Origin of the sequence: Micromonospora sp. GCM10011542, from assembly GCF_042650685.1 — a bacterium.
In the GTDB taxonomy this organism is placed as follows: Bacteria; Actinomycetota; Actinomycetes; order Mycobacteriales; family Micromonosporaceae; genus Micromonospora.
On sequence record NZ_JBHSBO010000068.1, the window covers coordinates 57,984 to 72,229 of the forward strand.

Here is a 14,246-nt window from a genome sequence, read left to right on the forward strand (position 1 = left end):
GCCGCCATGCCCGCCCCCGCCCCGGCCCAGCACCAGGACCCGGACGCCGCGTATCCCGAGGTCGCGTCCCTGCGCACGGCGCTGCGCGGCCACGACTGGCCGGTGCTGTGCGACCTCTTCGCCGACGTCGACGCCGCCACCCGTACCCACCTGGTCAACGTGGTGGCCGGCTGGGGCGGGGCGGAGAACCTGCTGCGCCCGCGGCTGAGCCGAAACCCCGACGACCCGCTGGCCTCCACCCTGTTCGGTGCGGCCCTGGTGCAGTCCGGCTGGCGGATCCGCACCACAGCCCGGGCCGCCCTGGTCAGCGCCGACCGGTTCGACCGGTTCCACGAGCACCTGCGCCGTGCCGAGCAGGTGCTCATCGACGTGACGGCCCGGCACCCCGACGACGCGGCGGCGTGGACGCAGCGGATCACCCTCGCCCGGGGCCTCGAACTGGGCCAGGCCGAGGCCCGACGCCGGTACGACCGGCTGGCCCGGCACCACCCGCACCACCTGGCCGCGCAGTCCTCGCTGCTGCAACAGTTCTGCCCCAAGTGGAGTGGCAGCTGGGAGCGGGCGCACGGCTTCGCCCGGGAATGCGTCGAGGCCGCCCCGCCCGGCGCGCACCAGGCCGCCCTGGTGGTCGAGGCGCACCTGGAGGAGATGGCCGAGGTGGTGCAGTCGCTCCCACCGAAGGAGCAGGCACGCGGCGGCCCCCGCAACCATCTGCGGGGGGTGGCCGACGAGATCCACGCCGCGGCGGAGCGGTCCGTGCGACACCCCGACTTCCGGCACACCATCGGCTGGGTGACGGTACGAAGCACGTTCGCGGCCGCCTTCGACGTGCTGGGCGACCAGGACGCCGCTCGGGAGCAGTTCGACGCGCTCGGCCCGTACGGCGACCCCCGGGCGTTCCGCTACCTCGGCGACGGCCGGGCCCAACAATCCCGGGCACGTGCCCAGGCGTACGCGAGGAGTTCCGCCCGATGATCCGGCAGTTGGACGTCGACGGGGTGCCCACCCTGCTCGCCCCCACCTCGGGGCCGCTGCGCGCCGGGCTCGTCTTCCGGGTCGGCGTCGCCGACGAGACGCTGCCCCGACGCGGCATCACCCACCTGCTGGAGCACCTGGTGCTCGCCCCGCTCGGCCCGCTGGAGCACCACTTAAACGGCACCACCGAGACGCTCTTCACCAGCTTCGTCGTCCAGGGCGCACCGGCCGACGTCGCCACCTTCCTCAACGGCGTCTGTGCCAACCTCGTCGACCCACCGACCGGCCGGCTGGAGATGGAGAAGGAGATCCTCCGGGTCGAACGGAGCAGCCGCGGCGACCGGGCACTGGACACGCTGCCGCTGTGGCGGCACGGCGCGCGGGACCACGGGTTGCCCGGCTACCCCGAATTCGGGCTCACCAGCATTTCCGACGAGGACGTACGACAGTGGGCGGCCCAGTGGTTCACCCGGCAGAACGCGGTGCTCTTCGTGGCCGGTGACGAGGTGCCCGCAGGGCTGCGCCTGCCGTTGCCGGAGGGCGCCCGGCAGCCCGTACCGGCGGCCTCGTCGGTCCTGCCGACCACGCCCGCCTACTTCTCGTACGGCGCCGGGGCGGTCGCCCTCGACGCGGTGGTCCGCCGCGGGCCGGCTGCCAGCGTCCTCGCCGGGGTGCTCGAGCGGGAGCTCTACCGGTCGCTGCGCCAGGACGACGGCCTCTCCTACCAGGTCACCGCCGGCTACGAACCGCGCCACGACGGTTTCGCGACGCTACGCGCGCTGGCCGACTCGCTGCCTGACAAGCAGGACGCGGTGCTCGGCGGCTTCGTCGACGCGCTGGCCACCCTACGGGTCGGTCGGATCGCACCGGCCGACCGGGACGCGGTGGTGGCCCGGCACCACGACGGGCTGGCGCTCGCCGAGGCGGACAACGGCCGGCTGCTCCGCAGCGCCCGGGACCTGCTCACCGGCGAGCCGCTCCGCCAGCGCGACGAGCTACGCGACGAACTCGCCGCCGTCACCGTCGAGGACCTGCACGACGTGGCCCGGGAGATGTGCGCCTCCGCGCTGCTGCTCGTTCCCGCTGGGCTGCGGGCAGACTGGGCCGGCTTCAGTGCGGCACCGGCCACCTCCGAGGAGGCGCTCACCGGCGTACGGCACCTTTCGCTCCAGGGCGAGGCCGAGCTGGTCGTGGGGACGGACGGCCTCAGCCTCGTGCACGAGGAGCAGCAGGTCACCGTCCGGTACGCCGAGTGCGCCGCCCTGCTCGTCTGGCCGGACGGCGCCCGCCGGCTCATCGGGCCGGACGCCATCTCGGTGCACGTCGAGCCCCACCTGTTCGAGCGGCCCCCGGACGTCGCCGCCATCGACGCGGCGGTGCCCGAGGACCGGCACGTGCCCATGCCGGCCCGCGACCCGGAGCTGATCCCGCCGCCACCGCCGGTCCTCGGCCGGTTCGCCCGGCTGCGGCGTTCGGTCCGGGAGGCCACCTCCGAGGCCGGCGCCTTTCTGTCGGTGCTGATCTTCGATCCCGGACGGTGACCCGATGGCCTCTCGCCGGCCGGCCGGGGCGTCTGCGGGCCACTGCTGACTGTTATCCTCGCGTAGCCCATCGTGCCGTCCCGGCGATTTCTGCCGATCCGGTGGTGGCCGGTGGCCTCACGGGCGGGTTACGATCCCGCGCGGCATTCGGGGCGGTAGCTCAGCGGGTTAGAGCAGGGGACTCATAATCCCTCGGTCGCGGGTTCGAGTCCCGCCCGCCCCACCACGCACATTCCCTGGTCAGGCTGACGGCGACCCGGGCCGCGACGAACCGCGCCAAGCGCAGCGCCGATCGCGCCCAGCCCGACGAAGCATCGAGCCGGGCGCGTCGAGCGGGCTATGCCACGAAGCGAGAACGGCGTCGGCGTCCGATCAGGTAGCCAGCGCCGCCGAGGAGCAGAAGCGCACCGCCGATGCCGGCCACGGTCGCGGTGGCGGTGGCGGCACCAGTCACGGGCAGCCCCCCGCCCTCGCCGCCGGGAGCGCCCAGGCTGGCGGAGGAAACAGGGGTCGGTGCAACGGTCGTCGTGGCGCTGGGCGTGGTGCTCGGTGTCGGTGTGGGCTGAGACGTCGGCGTCGATGTGGGTTGAGACGCGCAGTCGAGCGCACGTGCGATGTATAGGCCGTTGTTCAGGTAAGCCAGGTAGGCATCGATTGCCCCATCGGCGAGCACCTTCTGCGCGGCCGCCTTCACGTTGGTACCAGCACCCGTCAACGTCCGGACCACCGTGATCCGCAGAGCCGTTGACCAAGCGTTCTGCACGTCCGCCGTGAGGAACGCGCGCAGATCATCCGCGGTGCCGTCCAGGCGCTCCTGAATGACGTCAGGCAGAACGGGCAGCGAGTCGGCGTTTGCGACGGCCAGGATCTGATTTGGCCAACACGCGCACCTCTACATTGGTGGCGGTATCCAGGTCGATGGTGACAAGCTCGCGGATATCCTTGTACACCTTGCGCTCGACCGTTTGGCAGGCCTCGTTCAGCACGGGCGGTTCGGTTTGAGCCATCGCCGGCGCCGCCGGAACCAGGAAGGCCAGCGCCATCAGGACGCCGGCCGGCAACTTCCATCGCATGTCGATTTATCTCCCCCGCTGCAGGCCAAAACGTGGAGGTGTTACCCGTCGCTCACGCCAAGTCGCTGCCCCATCCGTGACCGGCCTTCTCACGGTCTGGACCAGACCGATCGACACCGCAGACGGGTCAAAGGCCCGCCGGCAGAAGCGAGCACCCTCGCGCTCGACCTGGTCGCGGGGGTGCCGCTGCTCGTGCAATGTCAGCCCGGTGCGGCGGCCGATGGTTGTAGCCTCGGCCCCCATGAGTTGGCTGCCGGAAGACTTCGTCCACCCCGTCCACGTGCCCGTGCCCAACACTGCGCTGCACCTGCGGCCGATCCGGGAGGCGGACACCGCGCTCGACTACCCAGCCGTGATGGGCTCGCGAGAGCGCTTGTGGGAGATCTTCGGGCCGGCCTGGGCCTGGCCCATTGAGACGATGACCTATGAGGAGGACCGTGCCGACCTGCTGCGGCACGAGAAGGAGATAACCGCGCACCAGTCGTTCAACTACGCGCTGCTGGACGAGGAGGAGACGGCGGTCCTCGGCTGCGTCTACATCGACCCGCCCGAGCGCACCGGCTCCGACGGGGAAGTTGCCTGGTGGGTGGTGGACGACCTCGTCGGCGGCGAGGCGGAGCGCGCGCTCGACGCGCTGGTGCCGCAGTGGATCGCCACCGACTGGCCCTTCCGGCAGCCCCGCTATCTGGGCCGCGACATTGCCTGGCAGGACTGGCTCGCGCTGCCGCGCGCCTCCTGACACGTCCGGTCCCGCTGATGGCCTGCGCCTTTCCAGTACGTCTGCACGCGAGGGCGTCAGGGAATGCCTACGGGACGAGGAGCAGCGCTTCGGCGCCCACCGGTCGGAACCCCGCCGCCTGGAAGGCCCGCACACTGCGCGCGTTGCCAGCGGCCTGCTGAGCCCAGACCGGCTGCCCGTCAGGCACCAGATGCCGGGCGGCAAGCGCCAGCGCCCGCCCCAGGCCCCGGTGGCGATCTCCCTCGTCGACCTCGATCGCGGCTTCCCAGCGGCCCGCTACGCCCCGGCCGAGCACGACCACGCCGCCGTCGGCCGCCCAGACGCGGACGTCGTCACGGCGCTTCCGTGCCCTGGCGCCGCGGGGGTGATCGGCGTCCACCAGCTCGCGTAGTCCCATCGGGGGTGCACCGGCGAGGGGGCTCGCGACCGTCAGGAGGTCGATCGTGTCGGTGGACCGCCCGGTCCGGTCGAGCAGCGCACCCAGGAAGCGCGGATTCATCGTGGCCGCCAGGCCGTCGCAGTCGAGAGTGGCCAGGGTACGGCGTACCCACCGGGGGTCTTCGTCGGTGAACACCACCGAGTGCGCGGTGAACGCGATCACTCCGGCGTCGCGGGGGCTCGGCTGCGGTACCACGGTGGTACCGCCGTCCGGTGGCGGAAAATGCCCATGTGCTGCCGCGTCCAGGATGTCCGCCAACGAACGGCGCATGGTCGTTTCTCCTCGGTGTCTGGCCGGCCCGTGCGGCGTGAGCGGCCGGGCGAGGGTCGGGGCGCTGGATCGTGCGCCCCGATCCTCGCCACCCCGCGGACCGAGGTCCACCCTCCTTCGGGGGAGTGGTGGTTGTCTGGCGCCGGTCGGTGAGCTGACATGGTCGGCGCGCCCTGGGCGGTGTCGCACAGCCGGAGTCGAGGACCCTGGTCGCCTAGGATGGGACGCATGAGCGCAGAGGCCGTCGGCAGTCACATGCCCGCCGTCGTGACGCTCGACGACGTGGCGGCGATGAACGCCGCCGATCCGAACGGTCACCGTTACGAGACCAGCCCCGAGGGGGTCCTGTCGGTCATGCCGCCGCCCGACTCGGAACACGCGATGATCGCCAGTCGCCTCTTCGCGTGGCTCATCATGGCCGGTTGGCCCGCTGACCAGGTGCTCCAGGCGGCCGGTGTGCGGATTTCCGGACCGGACGGCGACGGTGGCCGGATTCCCGACCTCAGCGTGTGGCGGAAGCCGCCGGCCCGCAGCGTGTGGGCCGCCGCGGCCGACCTCGTGCTGGTGGTGGAGATCGTCTCGCCCGGCTCCGAGGCGATGGACTCGGTGACCAAGGTGCGCGAGTACGCGTGGGCGGGGATCGGCCAGTACTGGGTGGTGGACCGGGACGCCGCGCAGACGGCCACCCTGCACCGGCTCGACGGGGACGGTGCCTACCGGGAGCGGGCGCGGATGCCACTGGCGTGGCTGCTGCAGACGGCGCCCGCCGACCACCTCGACTGATACCGGAAGCGGCCCGACCAGGGGCCGGAGCGGCGGGTCACCGAGCGGCTCGGCCTGTCGTATCGTTCCGGCATGACGCACCCGGTGTGGGCGGATGGCGAGGCGTACGAGGCGTACGTGGGCCGGTGGAGCCGCCCCGTCGCGGCGGAGTTCGTGCGCTGGCTGGACGTGCCGCCCGGTCGGCACTGGTTGGACGTCGGCTGTGGCACCGGGGCGCTGACCTCGACGGTCCTCGCCGAGGCCGATCCCGCCCGGGTGACCGGTGTGGACCGGTCGGCGGGGTTCGTGGCGCACGCGCGTACCCGGGTGGACGACCCACGGGTCGCGTTCGAGGTCGGTGACGCACGTGAGTTGCCGCTGCCCGACCGCGCGGTCGACGTCGTGGTCAGCGGGCTGGCGCTCAACTTCGTACCCGAGCCGGCGCGGGCGGTGGCCGAGTTCGCGCGGCTGCTGCGGCCGGCGGGCGTGACCGCCGCCTACGTCTGGGACTACGCCGAGGGCATGGCGTTCATGCGGTACTTCTGGGACGCCGCCGTGGAGCTCGACCGCTCGGCGGGGGAGTTGGACGAGGGGTGCCGCTTCGGCGTGTGCCAGCCGGACGCCCTGCGGGCGGTGTGGTCCGACGCCGGCCTGGTGGCGGTGTCGGTTCGGCCGGTGGAGGTGCCCACGGTGTTCGCCGACTTCGCCGACTACTGGACGCCGTTCCTCGGCGGGCAGGGCGCGGCCCCGTCCTACGTCACCACGCTGGCAGAGCCCGACCGGGTCGCCCTGCGCGACCTGCTGGCCGCCCGCCTGCCGGTCGAGCCGGACGGCTCGATCCGGCTGACCGCCCGAGCCTGGGCGGTCCGGGGCGCCGTGGCCGGATGAGAGCACCGGCGTGACCGGGTTGAGCGGAGGCTAGAACGCCGGATTGGTCTCCCCTCCGCCCCGATGTGCCAGCCCGTCGTAGATGGCGACCGCGGTCAGGATCAGTGCCGCGGCGACGGCCGTGTGCAGCGGAGGAAAGAGCACCATGGTCGGTGCCACCACGGCCAGCACCAGTACGCCGAGGAACAGCACCCGGCAGCGCCCCGCGGACGCCGTGGGCGGCTCCAGGTAGTTGCGCCCGATCAGGAACAGCGCCGGCCCGCCGAAGACGATGACCACCAGCGCCCAGTCGATCGGCGGGTCTGGATCCTCGATGATCTGCCCGAAGCCGGCCGCGGTGCAGATGATGCCACCGACGATGAGCAGCAGGCTGAAGCTCGCCCACCGGGACAGGTGCAGCGCATCGGCGGCCGAACTGGAGGTCGCCGCCCGGGTCGAACCGGCGTGGTAGAAGTAGATTCGCCAGAATGCCACCACCGCCAGGAAGGCGGCGCCGAGGGCGATGGTCCGTGTGGTCGAGAAGCCCGGGAAACTGACGGCCGCGCCCGCTTCGAGCACCACCTCGGCGAGAGCGATCATGAAGAACTGGTTGTATCGCTCGGCGAGGTGCCCGAAGTCGGCCGTGCTGCCGGCCTGCTGTCCTGGTCGGAGCCAGGGCGCGGGCCAGTGCATGGCGGCGCCGAGGACCTCGATGGCGAGGGCGACGGTCCAGAGGACCCCGCGACCGGTACCGCCGCTGGCACCGCCGGCGATCCAGAACACACCGGAGACCACGTGCCAGCCCAGCACCCCGGCCGCCACCCGCGACCTCAGGTGGCCACGCAGCGCCAGCGTCAGGTAGAGCGGGCGACCGATCTGGACGACCACGTACGTGCAGGCGAAGACCACCCCGCGCTCGCCGAACGCCTGCGGCAACGAGACCGCCAGCACCAGCGTGCCGAACATCGTCGCCATCAACAGCACCTGGATGTCGGTGCGGCGGGTGTCGTAGATGCTCGACATGAGGGCGTTCAGCGACCAGATCATCCACATCGCGGTGAAGATCAGCAGCGTCTGGCCGGCCTCCGACAACAGGGTGTGCCGGACGATGGTCAGGTCGTCGGCGACCCGTCCGGCGAGACGGGCGAGCGCGAACACGTAGACGATGTCGAACAGCAACTCCAGGACGGTCACCCCGTGCGGGCTCGTGCTGTCGCCGAGCCCGCCCCTCCCGGAGCGCGTCAGCATGTCCGTCTTGATGCTATTCGTGCCCCCATTGCGCTCAGTTCTACCACGGTCTCTCCGCGTGCGGTGTCGCACTGACGCGACCCCCCGGTGCCCGACCGCGCGGCGTCCGTACCGTCCGGGTAGGTTTCACGCCGCCGCCGCGAGCGAAGGGGGCCGATCGTGACCACGAGTGCGCTGGCCGGCCCGAGCGGCCGGACCGACGCGCCACCGGGCCGGCTGGGTGTGGGGACCGCGTTCGGCACCTTCGGTGAGCTGTTGCAGGGCGTGCTGCCCGACGGCGACCGGGACTTCCTGGTGACCTTCCCGATGGCGCAGTGGGCCACCGCGACCTTCCGGCCGACCGGCGACCTGCGCCGGATCCGGGTCTTCCCGCGGCACAAGCGGAAGTCCGCCCGGCTGGCCGCCACCATCCTGGAACTGTTCGGGCTCCCGACGGGCGGGGTGCTGGAGTTGGGCGGCGGGCTGGCCGAGGGGAAGGGCTTCGCCAGCTCGTCGGCGGACCTGGTGGCCACAGCCCGTGCCGTGGGTGACGCCTTGGGCGTGACGCTGAGTGCAGGCGCCATCGAGTCGCTGCTGCGCGGGATCGAGCCCACCGACGGCGTGATGTACGACGGCATCGTCGCCTTCCACCATCGGGAGGTGCGCCTGCGGGAGCGCGTCGGCGTGCTGCCGCCGTTGACCGTGGTGGCGCACGACGAGGGCGGCACGGTGGACACCATCCGCTTCAACCGCATCCCCAAGCCGTTCGACGAGGCCGACAAGCGGGAGTACGCCCGGCTGCTCGCCGCGCTCACCACGGCGGTGCACGACGGCGACCTTGCCGCCGTCGGTGCGGTCACCACCCGCAGTGCGGTGCTCAACGGCAAGGTGCGCCCGCGGCGCCACTTCGACGTGCTGCGCCGGCTCTGCCACGAGGTGGACGGCCACGGCCTGGTCATCGCGCACAGCGGCACCACCCTGGGCATCCTGCTCGGCCACGACGATCCGCAGCGCACCGCGAAGATCGACCACGTGCGTGCGGGGTGCGCCGCGCTGCCCGGCACCGTCACCGTGCACCGCTCCCTCGGCCCCGACGAATACGTCACGAGTGCCTGAGCAGGTCTTCTATCGCATAACGGACAAGACGGTAAAGCCCCTGGTGGAGCAGCTGGCAGTTGCCCAGCCAGCCCTCGGCCGCCGCGGCGTGCTGCCGGTCAGCCCACTCCGAGCCGGTCGGCGTACGCGTCGCGCAGCCGCGACCAGCCGAAGTCCAAGGCCGTCGAGCCCCGGATCGGGCCGACCGGGTCGCCGGCGAGCAGCAGGTCGGCCACGTCGAGGCAGAGATGCCAGCCGGCCGCGACCATCGGCAGCACGTCCGGGTCGGTGACCGTGTGCCGCAGGGTGAGCCGGGTGCCGCCGCCCAGCGGGCTCAGCTCCCACCGCAGCAGGTCGGTGCCCCAGGTGTACTCCAGCAGATGTGGGTGCTCGGCCCGACGTACCGTGGCGGGCTGCGCCGCGGTGCCCTCGCCGTCGAACAGGGCGAGGACGGCGGGGCCGGGCGTGCCGAGGTCACGGTCGGCGGTGAACGGCGCCCACTCGTCGAGCTGGTCGGGATCGGTCAGCGCCGTCCAGACCGCGTCCGGCGGGCGCGGCAGGTCGCGGACGAAGACCAGGGTGACGCCGTCGTCGGTCGGATCGGCCCGCACCTCGGCGGGCGGGCTCGGGCGGAACGCGTCGCGGTCCATGTCACTGCTCCTGACTGTCGAGGTGCCGCTTTCCCTATGCTCGGGGCATGGAACTGCGGATCTTCACCGAACCCCAGCAGGGTGCCAGCTACGACCAGCTTCTCGCCGTGGCCCGCTGTGCCGAGGACGCCGGCTACGGTGCGTTCTTCCGATCCGACCACTATCTGAAGATGGGCTCGGTGAGCGGCGATCCCGGCCCCACCGACGCGTGGACCACCCTGGCGGGCCTGGCCCGCGACACCAGCCGGATCCGACTCGGGACGCTGATGACCGCGGCCACGTTCCGGCTGCCCGGCCCACTGGCGATCACCGTGGCCCAGGTCGACCAGATGAGCGGCGGCCGCGTGGAGCTGGGCATCGGCACCGGCTGGTACGCCGAGGAGCACACCGCGTACGGTATCCCGTTCCCGTCCCTCGGTGAGCGGTTCGACCGGCTCGAGGAGCAGCTCGCGGTCATCACGGGGCTGTGGCGGACCCCGCCCGGCGAGACCTTCAACTTCGCTGGCCGCTACTACCCGGTCAGCGGCTCCCCGGCGCTGCCCAAGCCGGTGCAGCAGCCCCGCCCGCCGATCCTGCTCGGCGGGATGGGCCCGAAGCGGACCCCGCGGCTGGCAGCCCGTTACGCCGACGAGTTCAACCTGCCGTTCGCCTCGGTGCCGGACTCGGCCGCCCAGTTCGACCGGGTCCGCGAGGCGTGCGCCGAGATCGGCCGGGACCCGGCCGAGCTGTGCTGGTCCAACGCGCTGGTGCTGTGCTGCGGGCGGGACGACGCCGAGGTGGCCCGCCGGGCCGCCGCCATCGGGCGTGAGCCGGACGAGCTGCGGGCCAACGGCCTCGCCGGCACGCCCGCCGAGATCGTCGACACCATCGGCCGGTACGCCCAGATCGGCAGTCAGCGGCTCTACCTGCAGGTGCTGGACCTCAGCGACCTGGCCCACCTCGAGCTGGTCGCGGCCGAGGTGATGCCCAAGCTCTGAGCCCCTCGCGGCTCACCGCCGCCGGTGCACCCCACCAGCCGTGCCCACCGCGCCGGGCTCGCGCAGCACCGTGTCCAGCTGCCCGTCCCCGTCGCTGTCCACGTAGGTGATGTCCGGCATCCCGTCGCCGTCAAGGTCGAACTGCACCACGTCGGCGACGCCGTCGCCGTCGAGGTCGGTGACCACCTCCACCGAGCCGTCGAGGTGGCGGGTCACGATCGACTGCGACCCGGCGCGGGGTGGCGGGCCCGGCGTCGGCACCGGCGTGGGCGCCGGAGCGGGGGCCGGCGTGGGTCGCGGGCCGGGCGAGGTCCCCGTCGGGCCGGGGAACCCGCCGGCCGGTGGGGCGCTGGCCGGCTCCACCCCGGTGCCGGTCGGGTCCAGCTCCTCCTCGGACGGGAACACGTCGCCCCGCGGGGCCGGATCACGGTAGCTGCTCATGGGCGTAGGGTTCCCCGGCAGCGCCGATGACAACCGTGCCCGATCGACCGGTGCCCGCCGGCCGCGGGGTGTCGGAGGATGGCAGCCGACGACCACGGCACGGACGGGGGTTCAGGACGTGGAACTGCGTCGGAGTCGAGGGGCGCTGGTGCTGCCCCTGGTCTGCGTACTGGCCGGGGTGGTGCTGCTGGCGCTGCCCCGCGACGACGCCCTGCTGCGCACGCTCGTCGCCGTGGGAGCGATCCTGCTCGGTGTCGTCGCCCTGCTCGCCGCGCTGCGACCGTTCCGGTTCCGCATCGACGCCGACGGCCTGACCGTCCGCCGGCCGGGTCTGCGCCGGCAGATCCCGTGGGCCGAGGTCGAGGCACTCGTGCTGGACCGACCGCCGGCCCGCGACGGGCGACCCGCCCCGCCGCGACTGCTGCTGGTGCCGCCGCCGGGCGGGCCGGCCACCGCGCGGCACCCGGTCGACGGCCGACCCGCCGTCGAACTGCTCGACCTGGACCAGGTCCGGCAGAAGCCGGAGCAGGTGGCCGAGGCGCTGACCCGGTTCGCCGGGAACCGTTTCGTCGATCTGCCGGCGCGGCGCCGGGCGGCGTTCCCCGACCCGGACTTCGGCGTCGGCCTGCGCGGCTGCCGGATGGACCGGGTCGACGAGCTGATCCGGCGCGGTCAGGACGCGCTGCTGTCGGGCGTCGACACGGAGCGGCGGACGGCCCGGGCCGAGATCGAGCGGGCCCAGGCGGAGGGGCTGCCCGCCGCCCAGCGTGGCTACGATCGGCGCCAGGTCGACCAGGCGCTGAGCGCTCTCGCCGACGCCCTGGCCAGCGACCGTTCGGCTGATCGGAGCACCCCGTGACCACCACCAGCACCGGCGAGCCCACCGCGCTCGTACCGCGCCGCAACTGGGCCGGCAACGTGCGCTACGCCGCGCGGCGGTTCCACCGCCCCACCTCCACCGATGAGCTGCGCGCTCTGGTCGCCGGCAGCGCCCGGCTCCGGGCGGTGGGCACCGGCCACTCCTTCAACCGGCTCGGCGACACCGACGGCGACCTGGTCAGCCTCGCCGGGCTGCCGCCGGAGATCGAGCTGGACCGGGAGCGGGGCAGGGTCACCGTCGCGGGCGCGCTGCGCTACGGCGACGTCGCCGCCCACCTGCACACCCGGGGGTACGCGCTGGCGAACCTCGCCTCGCTGCCGCACATCTCGGTGGCCGGGGCGGTCGCCACCGCCACCCACGGCTCGGGGCAGACCCACGGCAACCTGGCCACCTCGGTCGCCGCCCTGGAGCTGGTCACCGCCGACGGTGACCTGCTGCGGGTGGACCGCGACACCGATCCGGACACGTTCGCCGGCCTGGTGGTCAACCTCGGCGCGCTCGGCCTGGTCACCCGGGTCACCCTCGACCTGGTGCCGGCCTTCGAGCTGCGCCAGTACGTGCGCCTCGGCCTGCCCTGGGAGGCGCTGGACGAGGCGCTCGGCTCCGCGTACAGCGTCAGCGTGTTCACCGACTGGCGGACGCCGCTGCTGCGCGAGGTGTGGCGCAAGCAGCGGGCGGAGCAGCCGCCGCCCCCGGCGGACTGGCTGGGCACCACCGCCGCCGACCGGCCGCGGCACCCCGTGCTCGGCATGCCGGCGGAGAACTGCACCCCGCAACTCGGCGTGCCGGGCCCGTGGCACGAGCGGCTGCCGCACTTCAAGCTCGGCTTCACCCCGAGCAGCGGTGACGAACTCCAGTCGGAGTACCACCTGCCGCGCGCGGCGGCGGCTGGAGCACTGGCCGCGCTCGACGAGGTGGCGCACCTGATCGCCCCGGTGCTCCAGGTGTGCGAGCTGCGTACGGTGGCGGCCGACGAGCTGTGGCTCAGCCCGAACTACCGACGCGACAGCCTGGCCGTGCATTTCACCTGGATCGGCGACGAGGTGGCGGTGGCCCCGGTGCTGGCGGCGGTGGAGGAGCGGCTGGAGCCGTTCGCACCGCGTCCGCACTGGGGCAAGGTCTTCACCACCGATCCGGCCGCGCTCGCCGCCCGCTATCCCCGGTACGCGGACTTCGCCGCCCTGCTGACCCACCTGGACCCGACCGGCAAGTTCCACACCCCCCAGCTGAACCGCCACTTCCCCCGCTGACCCCGCGCCCACCCCGGTCCCCATAGCGCGGTGGCATGGGGTGGGTGGGATTGGTGGTGTCCGGCTGCGCCGACGACGATGACTGGTGTCGATGGGTTTCCTCGACCGGTCCCCGTCCCGGGACCGTTGGCTCCTCCCCCCTGGAGCGAGACATGCAGCCCGTACCCGCCATCACCCCGCCCCCACCCAGCCGCCGCCCCCGACGTTTCGCCCGGTGGGCGGTCGCCCTGGCCGTGCTCGGCGCCGGTCTCGGCGCCGCGCCGGCCGCCCAGGCCGCCGCCAGCCCCTACCAGCGCGGCCCCGACCCCACCGTGGCGAGCATCGAGGCCACCCGGGGCCCCTTCGCCATCGCCCAGAGCACCGTCGCCGCCAGCAGCGTCAGCGGGTTCCGGGGCGGCACGATCTACTACCCGACCAGCACCGCCGAGGGCACCTTCGGCGCGGTGGCGATCTCGCCGGGCTACACCGCCACCCAGACCAGCGTGGCCTGGCTCGGGCCGCGCCTCGCCTCGCAGGGCTTCGTGGTGATCACCATCGACACGCTGTCCCGCTACGACCAGCCGGCCAGCCGGGGTACGCAGTTGCTCGCGGCTCTGGACTACCTACGCAACACCAGCGCGGTACGGACCCGGATCGACACGAACCGGCTCGCCGTGATGGGGCACTCGATGGGCGGCGGAGGCAGCCTCTCGGCCGCGAACACCCGACCGCAGTTGCAGGCCGCGATCCCGCTGACCGGCTGGCACACGGTCAAGAACTGGTCCGGCGTACGCGTACCCACGCTCGTGGTCGGCGCGGAGAACGACTCGATCGCTCCCGTGTCGTCGCACTCGGAGCCGTTCTACACCAGCCTGCCGGCGACCCTCGACAAGGCGTACCTGGAACTCAACGCGGCCACCCACTCCGCGCCCACCTCGGCGAACGTGACGATCGCGAAGTACAGCATCTCCTGGCTCAAGCGGTTCGTGGACGACGACACCCGCTACGAGCAGTTCCTCTGCCCGGCCCCCCTTGCCAGCACCATCCAGGAGTACCGCGACACCTGCCCCCACTCCTGACC

Annotated in this window: 14 protein-coding genes, 1 tRNA gene and 1 pseudogene; 11 read left to right on the top strand and 5 right to left on the bottom strand. The window is 73.0% G+C overall.

What is annotated here, in order from left to right; all coding sequences use genetic code 11:
- Window positions 1-6: 6 nt before the first annotated feature.
- From ACFOW4_RS29830 to ACFOW4_RS29840, 3 genes are all read left to right on the top strand, one after another.
- Window positions 7-975 (top strand): hypothetical protein, encoded by a 969-nt coding sequence (locus ACFOW4_RS29830; protein ID WP_377533636.1) that lies wholly within the window; start codon window positions 7-9, stop codon window positions 973-975.
- Window positions 972-2,516, top strand: a complete 1,545-nt coding sequence (locus tag ACFOW4_RS29835; protein WP_377533637.1) for a M16 family metallopeptidase — start codon at window positions 972-974, stop codon at window positions 2,514-2,516. The genes ACFOW4_RS29830 and ACFOW4_RS29835 overlap by 4 nt, the downstream gene beginning before the upstream one ends.
- 149 nt (window positions 2,517-2,665) lie before the next feature.
- Window positions 2,666-2,742, top strand: a tRNA-Ile gene (locus ACFOW4_RS29840).
- Between the two features lie 111 nt (window positions 2,743-2,853).
- On the opposite strand, the pseudogene ACFOW4_RS29845 reads toward ACFOW4_RS29840, so the two are convergent.
- Window positions 2,854-3,589, bottom strand: a pseudogene (locus tag ACFOW4_RS29845) (LPXTG cell wall anchor domain-containing protein).
- Window positions 3,590-3,830: 241 nt separating this feature from the next.
- Here ACFOW4_RS29845 and ACFOW4_RS29850 point away from each other — a divergent pair.
- The gene (locus ACFOW4_RS29850) at window positions 3,831-4,328 is read left to right on the top strand and encodes a GNAT family N-acetyltransferase (protein WP_377533638.1); all 498 of its coding nucleotides are present in this window, start codon (window positions 3,831-3,833) and stop codon (window positions 4,326-4,328) included.
- A gap of 67 nt (window positions 4,329-4,395) precedes the next feature.
- Here ACFOW4_RS29850 and ACFOW4_RS29855 read toward each other — a convergent pair whose 3' ends face one another.
- Window positions 4,396-5,037: a GNAT family N-acetyltransferase gene (locus tag ACFOW4_RS29855; RefSeq protein ID WP_377533639.1), complete on the bottom strand. Its 642-nt coding sequence runs from the start codon at window positions 5,035-5,037 to the stop codon at window positions 4,396-4,398.
- A gap of 228 nt (window positions 5,038-5,265) precedes the next feature.
- On the opposite strand from ACFOW4_RS29855, the gene ACFOW4_RS29860 reads away from it, so the two are divergent.
- Entirely contained in the window at window positions 5,266-5,820 is a 555-nt protein-coding gene (locus tag ACFOW4_RS29860; protein WP_377533640.1) for a Uma2 family endonuclease, read from the top strand.
- Between the two features lie 72 nt (window positions 5,821-5,892).
- Window positions 5,893-6,687, top strand: a complete 795-nt coding sequence (locus tag ACFOW4_RS29865; RefSeq protein ID WP_377533641.1) for a class I SAM-dependent methyltransferase — start codon at window positions 5,893-5,895, stop codon at window positions 6,685-6,687.
- Between the two features lie 30 nt (window positions 6,688-6,717).
- On the opposite strand, the gene ACFOW4_RS29870 is transcribed toward ACFOW4_RS29865, so the two are convergent.
- Entirely contained in the window at window positions 6,718-7,914 is a 1,197-nt protein-coding gene (locus ACFOW4_RS29870; RefSeq protein ID WP_377533642.1) for a low temperature requirement protein A, read from the bottom strand.
- A 159-nt stretch (window positions 7,915-8,073) separates the two neighbouring features.
- Between ACFOW4_RS29870 and ACFOW4_RS29875 the strand changes: the two genes are divergently transcribed.
- Window positions 8,074-9,009 (top strand): kinase, encoded by a 936-nt coding sequence (locus tag ACFOW4_RS29875; protein ID WP_377533643.1) that lies wholly within the window; start codon window positions 8,074-8,076, stop codon window positions 9,007-9,009.
- A gap of 98 nt (window positions 9,010-9,107) precedes the next feature.
- Here the strand turns inward: ACFOW4_RS29875 and ACFOW4_RS29880 are convergent, their stop codons facing one another.
- Window positions 9,108-9,638 (bottom strand): SRPBCC family protein, encoded by a 531-nt coding sequence (locus tag ACFOW4_RS29880; protein WP_377533644.1) that lies wholly within the window; start codon window positions 9,636-9,638, stop codon window positions 9,108-9,110.
- 47 nt (window positions 9,639-9,685) lie between these two features.
- On the opposite strand from ACFOW4_RS29880, the gene ACFOW4_RS29885 reads away from it, so the two are divergent.
- A complete protein-coding gene (locus ACFOW4_RS29885) occupies window positions 9,686-10,615 on the top strand; it encodes an LLM class F420-dependent oxidoreductase (RefSeq protein WP_377533646.1) in 930 nt (309 codons plus the stop codon).
- A 12-nt stretch (window positions 10,616-10,627) separates the two neighbouring features.
- Here ACFOW4_RS29885 and ACFOW4_RS29890 read toward each other — a convergent pair whose 3' ends face one another.
- The gene (locus tag ACFOW4_RS29890; protein WP_377533648.1) at window positions 10,628-11,056 is read right to left on the bottom strand and encodes a hypothetical protein; all 429 of its coding nucleotides are present in this window, start codon (window positions 11,054-11,056) and stop codon (window positions 10,628-10,630) included.
- 118 nt (window positions 11,057-11,174) lie between these two features.
- Between ACFOW4_RS29890 and ACFOW4_RS29895 the strand changes: the two genes are divergently transcribed.
- From ACFOW4_RS29895 to ACFOW4_RS29905, 3 genes are all read left to right on the top strand, one after another.
- Window positions 11,175-11,915, top strand: a complete 741-nt coding sequence (locus ACFOW4_RS29895) for a hypothetical protein (protein WP_377533650.1) — start codon at window positions 11,175-11,177, stop codon at window positions 11,913-11,915.
- Entirely contained in the window at window positions 11,912-13,186 is a 1,275-nt protein-coding gene (locus tag ACFOW4_RS29900) for an FAD-binding protein (protein ID WP_377533651.1), read from the top strand. Before ACFOW4_RS29895 ends, ACFOW4_RS29900 begins: the two co-directional genes overlap by 4 nt.
- A gap of 152 nt (window positions 13,187-13,338) precedes the next feature.
- Window positions 13,339-14,244 carry a dienelactone hydrolase family protein gene (locus tag ACFOW4_RS29905; protein WP_377533652.1) on the top strand — a complete coding sequence of 302 codons (906 nt, stop codon included), beginning with the start codon at window positions 13,339-13,341 and terminating at the stop codon, window positions 14,242-14,244.
- Window positions 14,245-14,246 lie beyond the last annotated feature (2 nt).